Raw genomic sequence first — 7,341 nt, 5'->3', positions numbered from 1 at the left:
TCATGGTGTGGGCGTTTTGATGTTGTCTTCAGAACCAATATCATGCCAGAAATGGGCGCCCACGCCCCTCCATCATGCCGAGTCCGGCGATCAAATTCACACACGTGACCAGTTTTGCAAGTGCCTCCTCAATCTGGGAAGGATTTCCAAGGCCGCTCTCGAGCCACTGGCAGAGGCGATGCCTGGTGCTGGTGCCGACCATGAATGGAACACCTTCGTGCAGGTTCGCATCGCGGCCCATCCTGCCCTATCACAGGAACAAGCTGATGTGATTCGCTTTGAGCACTTCAGCGGAACCGCATCGATGACCCAGACCTGCCGTGCAGCACTGGTTCGCTATTTCGTCCAGGACGTACATGCGGCGCTCGATCCCTTGCGCCAAATGCCACCAGAGTATCAGCTTGCAGTCGACAACATCGGGGAGGTACGTGCATGGCTCTTTCCGGCATGATTCGCGGGGCCGACCCAAGTACGCCGCCGCTGTTTTCCAGACTCCCGGGACGCCTGTTCGGCCCTCTCGCGAGCCAGAACCGGGAACGGTACTGGTCGATCCTGTGCCGGCTGTACGAAAACCGCTTTGGACCAGAAGCCCCGCTGCCGCCCAGTAAAGGTTACACGTTCCGAGAAATCGTCGCAGACATCGAGGGCGAACTCAACGATCAGGATATATGGGCGGACGATGGCGACGATCCTGAGACGCCTGTCGGTGCGCGAGCCAACATGATTATGACGAGGTTGGTCGAGGCTGGGTGGCTGAAAGTGGACCGGCGGGCCTTGAGCCGGACCGTGTTCATGCGGCCTGTGGTGAGCCATTTCTTGAGCCAGCTAGTCTATTTCGCCGAGCGCGGGCCTGTATTCGTGTCGGGCAAGATCAACGTGATTGAAGCATCCCTCAAGGAGGTGGCGCGCGGTGACAAGCTGGGTGACGTGCTAGGCGAGGTCGCGCAGCAGTCGCGCGATTTGCTTGAGCACATCAGGAACACTGGCAATATCATCCGTGAGCTTATGGAGTCGCTGGACCTTGAGATGACCACGGCGCAGTACGTCAAGTCTTTTTTCGAAAACTACATCGAGCAAGTCTTTATCGGTGACTATCGCGAAATGCGAACCAAAGAGCATCCGCTGTCGCGGCGCCAACAAATCCTGCGGATGGTCGAGAGCATCGATGAATCGAATGCAATCCGCTCGGGCTTAGTCAATTGGTACGCGCAGCACCGCGCTAGCGGCGACTCGCAGCGTGCCGAACGGCTCTATGAGAAGGACATGCAACGTTTGCGCGACCTGATGCGCATCGATGAGTATATTGCACGATTGGATGACGAAATCCGGCGCGCCAACCGCAAGGCTTTCGTTTATCTCGACCATCGACTGCGTTCGGTAAATTTCCTCGATATCAAAATTCGGCTTGCCATTGAACGCGTCATGGCGGCTACGAACGTGCCATGGGATCCCTTTGGGGCGGGTGACATGGTCAGTGCTGTCAAACTTGCCGAGCCGCGCAAGGCGGCTATCAAGCACAACGCGTCAGCGCTGCGCTCGGTAACGTTGTCGCCGCGCGATATCGCCATGAGCCGCATTCTGCAGCGAGCGCGGGCGGCGCGCGCGACTAGCCCCCACAAATTGGCCGCATTCATTCTGGCCAGGCTGGAACGAGCAGATCGTGCCACCCTGGACAGCACCGAGCTTGACCTCAAATCAGCTACCGACATTCGAGCCTATCAGGCACTGTGTACAGCATCGATGGCCTTGGCATCTGAGCACAGGCGCATTCAGCTTGCGGCCCGGGAAATGACACGCGGGTTTTTGGTCACCCCTACAGGCGACGCCGACCAACCCCATCGCTTTATCACCGGACGGCCATTCAGGCTGACCATCAAGCAACGACGAACGGAACAGAAATGAGCAACGCATACTGGGAAACACTAGCAGCACGCTCGAACGGCATGCATGTTCCGGCCGATTTCGAAGCGGCGGCTTACCGAATGGTAACCGAGCAAGTGCTGTATCACGCCGACCGCGCCAGCAAGGCCGCCTACCACCTGGTCGAACGCTACGAGCGGGACATCAGAGATGCGTTGGAACCACTTGGTGTAGACGTGCGAGTCAATCGCCAGTTGCGTTATGTGTATGCTATTCCGCGCCATGGAAAGAGCGGCGGCGCCACGACCCTGCAGACGGTGTTCGCGCTGGTGCTGCGAATGGTTTATGAGGACGGGGCAAAGGTGGGCGACCTCAATGACGACGGCGAGGTCATCTGCGACCTGATCGAACTGGAAGAAAAGTACCGCATCCTCACCGGACGCGAGTTGCCAGCCAAAGGTGAGCTCGACGCGCTCATGCGCAGCATGAAGCGGTGGGGGATTGCCCGTTTGTCCACGGAGCACGATGATATCGGAGACGAAGGTTTGGTTGACCAGCCATACGCAATCGTGATTAGGCCTGCGATTGTCGACATCCTCGGCGAGACGGCTTTGCAGCGGCTCTCCCAATGGCAGGGCGCGAGCATTCCTGCGGCCGACGACGCCGCAGGAGAAGAGCCCGGTCACGATGATGTGACGGAGCAGCCATGAAGCAGCTCGAAAGCGTCAAGCTGGTCCAGTTCTACCTGTACGAACATGAAGATGTCAGGATCGAACGGCACACGGGCATTTTCGGCCCGAATGGAAGCGGTAAGAGTACACTGCTGGATGCGATTCAGGCAGCCGTCATGGGCGGGAACACGAACCTCATTTCGCTCAACGCGCAGGCCGACGAGAAGCACATGACGCGCTCGCTGCGCGCGTATTGTCTCGGACAATATGGCGACACGCCGGAAGATCGCGTGCGCGATGTCGCCACTACCTATATCACCCTCATCTGGCGCGACACCGTCACTGGTGCGCCTGTGACCACTGGCATTTGCATTGAAGCGTCGTCCGACCAGGAAAAGCACCGTATCGTCGGCCGCTATGTGCTGCGCGATATCGAGCTGTCCATGGGCGACCATCTGCAGGTCATCGATGGTAAGCCCCATCCGCGAGAGTGGAGCGTGTTCCGACAGGCCTTGATGGAGCGTGCGCACGTGTCAGGTGACATTCCGGTATTCCCGGATTCCGAAAAATACCTGCGCCAGATGCTTCTCGCACTGCGCGGCTCTGGTGGCCTGCCGTCGGTTGATGCCTTTACACGGGCTCTGCGTTTTGGACTGCGGATGAGCTTTAAGAAAAGCGTCGACGAAATCGTCCGATACGACGTGCTGGAATCTCGCCCTACTAATATCAAGCAGTTCAAGGAAGTGACAGAGTCGTTCCGGCGTCTTTCGGCACTGGTGGCCGAAGTGGAGGCGAAGATCAAAGATGGCGACAACGTCATTGGAGAGTTCGACAAGGCCACTGTCGAAGCTGGCAGATCGGTTACCTGGACGGCACTGGCGGCCGATGCTGGCATGACGCTCGCGAACGAGGCCGCAGAAAAGGCCGCCGTCGATCGCAACAAGAAGGAAGATCTGTTACTTGCGAAAGAAGCGATGCTTGAACAGGCGCGCAGTGGGGTAACGGGCTTGACTGAGAAAATCGGACACCTGCGAGGACTGCGCGATGCGCACGCAGCGCATCAGGACTACGGCATGCTCAGCCGAGAGATCGATGCGGCCAAGCGCAACCACCTTGGCCACGTTACGGAGTTGAGTTCATTGCTAAATTCCGTGCGTGGCATGCTCAGGCGCTCGATGCAATCGGAACACCTGCACGGCTTTGCCGACGAGCTGCGCATAGTCGAGGCCAAGGTTTCGTCGCTGCAGGAGGGCACGTTCCCGGACGGCGCTGCGCTGAAAACCAACCTATCTTCGGCGCTCGACCTGTTGGCCAGGTGCGGTGAGCACCTATTTCCCGTCAACCGGCAGCTGCACAACGATGTGGCTGACCTTGTGCGCCGTATTGCCGCCTTAGGAGATGACCTGTCACGCGCCAGCACCGGCAAAGCGCCGCTTGGTGAGGACGTAAAGGAGCTGTTGCTCCACTTGCGCAATAATGGCCTTAGCCCCGTTCCAGTGTGCGACCTGGTGCGCATCAAGGACCCCGCGTGGCAACCGGTCATCGAAGCCTATCTGGGCAGCAATCGCGAAGCCTTGTTGGTGCGCGAGGGGGAAGAAACGCGTGCCTTCGACATATACCGGCAGACTCGTAACCTCTACGGTGTCAAATTGGCTCGCGAAAGTAGTCAGAACCTGCACTCTACGCCGGCCCCCGGCACTGTCGCGGCGTTAATTGATGGTGACGACCCTGCTGCGTTGGCTTACCTGCGCTCGAAGTTCGGTGACTTGAAGTGCGCCGACACGAACGGGGAAGCCATGTCCGGGGCGCGCACCCTGACCAAGGATGGCATGCTGGTCTCGCGCGGTGAGATCGACAGAATCAGGCCGTACCGCGTGCATGAACTAAAAATTGGCATAGTGGCCAGTGCCCAGATCAGCCATCTACAACGTGAACTCGATAAGCTTGTTGCGAAAAAACTGGTCATGGAAGAGAAACTGAGAACATCGGACTCGCTTGTCAAGGACTTGGTCGGCTTCGGTGGTAAGCAACAGCGCACCGAACAGGCTATGCAGGTCCATGAGCGCGCTCTGCAGCAGGCGATGTCGCAGGCCAGCCTTGAAACAAGGCTGGCGGAGTCGGCATCCGAAGAATATGTGAAGCTCGGCCTCGATCTAGCCGCCGCCGAGCAAGATGTGGACAAAGTGCGCGCTACGGTGGAACGGGTGGCGATCGAGGTCGGCGGGTTAGGTAGGGAAGTGGAGTCGGCGAAACGGCGCGAGATTGCGGCGAATGAAGAAGCGGTTACAGCCGCAACCGGAGCAGGCGTGGCGCGCGGCCAGGATGGCTTCATATCGGAGTTTGCCTCCGATAACTGGGACAAGCTGCTCGAGCGCTTCAGTCAGGAATTTGGCGCGATGCGCGACTACGCCGTCGAACGCGCAACAGCGTGTGGACGCCTGCGTGACGCAGCTGCGCAGCGGGGCTTAAACGCACTGATTTCGTTCATGCATACCCATCGGGAGCAGTTGGGCCGCGAAGTTACAGAGGACTGGGTTCGGGCATACAGTTGGATTCGTGCTCTCGTTGGTCGCCTCAAGAGTACCGACTTGATTGAGCAAAAGGACCGCATGGAGGAAGCGTATCGCGCTTCCCAAGAAACGTTCCGGACCGATGTGGCTATCGCGCTCAACAATAATGTCGAGTGGCTGGAGCAGTCGATGGACCGTCTGAACAAGGCGCTGCGTCAATGCCCTGTATTTTCAAACGGCGAGCGCTATCAGTTCATTCGAAATATCCGCCCCCAGCTTGCGCCGCTGCTCGCCTTTGTGCAGGACGTCGCATCAAACGGGACCGTGGTAGACCTGCTGGGCGGCCCTGGCGAAATCCCACCGGAGTTCAAAGCTCTTCTGGAAGAAAAAGTGGCGCCAGGGGCCGGCGGCGTCAAAAGCCCGTTGGACGACTACCGCGAATTTTTCGAGTTTGAAATTGATATCCTGCGCGAAGACCCTGACACCAAGAAATCGAAGTCGATTGGCAAGCTGAGTAAGCGCCTGGGCAGCGGTTCGGGCGGCGAACACCGCGCCCCGCTGTATGTAATCGCCGGCGCGGCTCTGGCCTCCGCGTACCGGCTCGACGACGGACATAGGGACGGGCTGGGGCTCATTTTGCTCGATGAGGCGTTCAACAAGATGGACATCACCAACATTACCGCGACTATGCGCTACTTGGAAGACCTCGGCCTGCAAGTGGTGTTGGCCAGCCCCGGGGAAAACCTTGGTACGTTGATGGCGTATTTGCACCGCTATTACGAAATATTGCGCGATCCGGTTGGCAATGCTGTCTCGCTCGAGGGGCACAGCGTGTCTGAGGAATCACGCATGGCTTACCGCGATGATCTTCCGGAATTTAATCCGGAACTGGTCGAGGAGGAATTGCGGGTGATTGCGTTGAGCCAGCCGGTTGTGCAAGCTGCGGCGGGTCGCTGATGAATCCGGCGCTCGATGACTTTGCACGCACGTGTCTTGGCAAGCTGCTCGACGCCGGCGAGCGCAATGACGCAGGCGTGCGCAAACGGGCCGCTGCGCTCACTGGTGTGGCACTAACACCCTACCGAACCACTACCTCGCTGCACGCCAAGGAGGCGTTCGAAAACGTCATCCTAGCAGCGGCCGCCGCTGGTGCCATCACGGCCAGTTGGGACGTCGGCTACGCGCCCAGAGACGGGCGCACCGACGGCTTCATTCGCCGTATCGATCTGCTTGAGATTGGCCCGCTGGCGATTTTCTTGCACCGCCAGCTTGCTGGCGACAAGATTGCGCTGGCTGCCGCGTTGCTCTCGCCGCTGCAGGCGCGTTTTCCGATCGTTTCGGCAGTACTGTCGCGCTGGTCGCGCCTGAAAATGGTGCGTGGCCTCAGACCGGATGATGCCGCCGATTGGATCGATGCGGCCAAAGTGTTGAATTACTGCACGACGATGCGGCTGGACGGTCAGATTGCCACGCCGCTTCGAGAGGCCAGCGCCCGGCTTTTCAAGGACAGCAAACGGATCGAAAAATTGGGGGCCGCCCTCGACATGTTGCTGTCGAACGATGTGGATGCCGAAGCCAGGCCGTTAAGCGAAGTGTGCAACGAAATTGGCTTGTTTCGCGAGGAGCATCCGGTGCGGCTGGCCGGCAACATTGTTATCGTGCGCCAACGCGTTTCGTCCATCCTAGATAAGCCATATATTGGTCTGCCGGCACCGTCCATAGTTCGTCTCGGCACCGCTCCCCGCTATGTGCTGTCGATCGAAAATCAGACGACTTTCCACAGCGAGGCGCGCCGCCTATGTGACGACAATGTTTTGTTAATCTACACCGCCGGCACGCCTACGCCTGCATGGAGACTGGCCTACCAACGCCTGTTGTCCTCCCTGCAAGCGGGGACTCCGGTATATCACTGGGGCGATGTCGACGAAGGCGGCTTCCGCATTGCGGCGCTCATCGCACGCGAAGCCAAAACTGCCGGACACTTGTTGCAGCCGTGGCGGATGCATCCTGATGATATACCTGTCGCGCTTCGGCGCCCTACGACAGAAGGGGTAGCCAAAAAAATGTGCCATTACGCTGAAGCGGCTGGATGGAGTAGCCTTGGCGAAGCACTGTTAGATGCGAAAATCACGATCGAACAAGAAGTCCTAGGAATCGATTCTTAGCATCCATTTAGCCTGAATGTTTCATGAACTGCCAGTGCGTTGCTGGCTGGACGATACGAAACCTCGTCGGCAGTGTTTTCGATGGTCGCGGGTAATGGATGCCCTACCCGATTGAACGGGGCATCGAATGGAGCA

General features: G+C 58.6%; 4 protein-coding genes and 1 pseudogene. All 5 read left to right on the top strand.

What is annotated here, in order from left to right; all coding sequences use genetic code 11:
* Nucleotides 1–451 (top strand): annotated as a pseudogene (locus F2P46_RS35155) (hypothetical protein); the annotation flags it as partial.
* Nucleotides 433–1,902 (top strand): Wadjet anti-phage system protein JetA family protein, encoded by a 1,470-nt coding sequence (locus tag F2P46_RS35150; RefSeq protein ID WP_166899080.1) that lies wholly within the window; start codon nt 433–435, stop codon nt 1,900–1,902. The pseudogene F2P46_RS35155 and the gene F2P46_RS35150, both read left to right, overlap by 19 nt.
* Complete coding sequence (locus F2P46_RS35145; protein WP_166899078.1) at nt 1,899–2,570, top strand: DUF4194 domain-containing protein; 672 nt, start codon at nt 1,899–1,901, stop codon at nt 2,568–2,570. The genes F2P46_RS35150 and F2P46_RS35145 overlap by 4 nt, the downstream gene beginning before the upstream one ends.
* Complete coding sequence (locus F2P46_RS35140) at nt 2,567–5,998, top strand: SbcC/MukB-like Walker B domain-containing protein (RefSeq protein ID WP_166899076.1); 3,432 nt, start codon at nt 2,567–2,569, stop codon at nt 5,996–5,998. Before F2P46_RS35145 ends, F2P46_RS35140 begins: the two co-directional genes overlap by 4 nt.
* Nucleotides 5,998–7,206: a Wadjet anti-phage system protein JetD domain-containing protein gene (locus F2P46_RS35135; RefSeq protein ID WP_166899074.1), complete on the top strand. Its 1,209-nt coding sequence runs from the start codon at nt 5,998–6,000 to the stop codon at nt 7,204–7,206. Before F2P46_RS35140 ends, F2P46_RS35135 begins: the two co-directional genes overlap by 1 nt.
* Nucleotides 7,207–7,341: the final 135 nt, after the last annotated feature.

Source organism: Massilia sp. CCM 8734 (assembly GCF_011682155.1).
Taxonomy (GTDB): domain Bacteria; phylum Pseudomonadota; class Gammaproteobacteria; order Burkholderiales; family Burkholderiaceae_D; genus Telluria_A; species Telluria_A rubra.
This window is presented reverse-complemented; position numbering and strand designations above follow the sequence as displayed.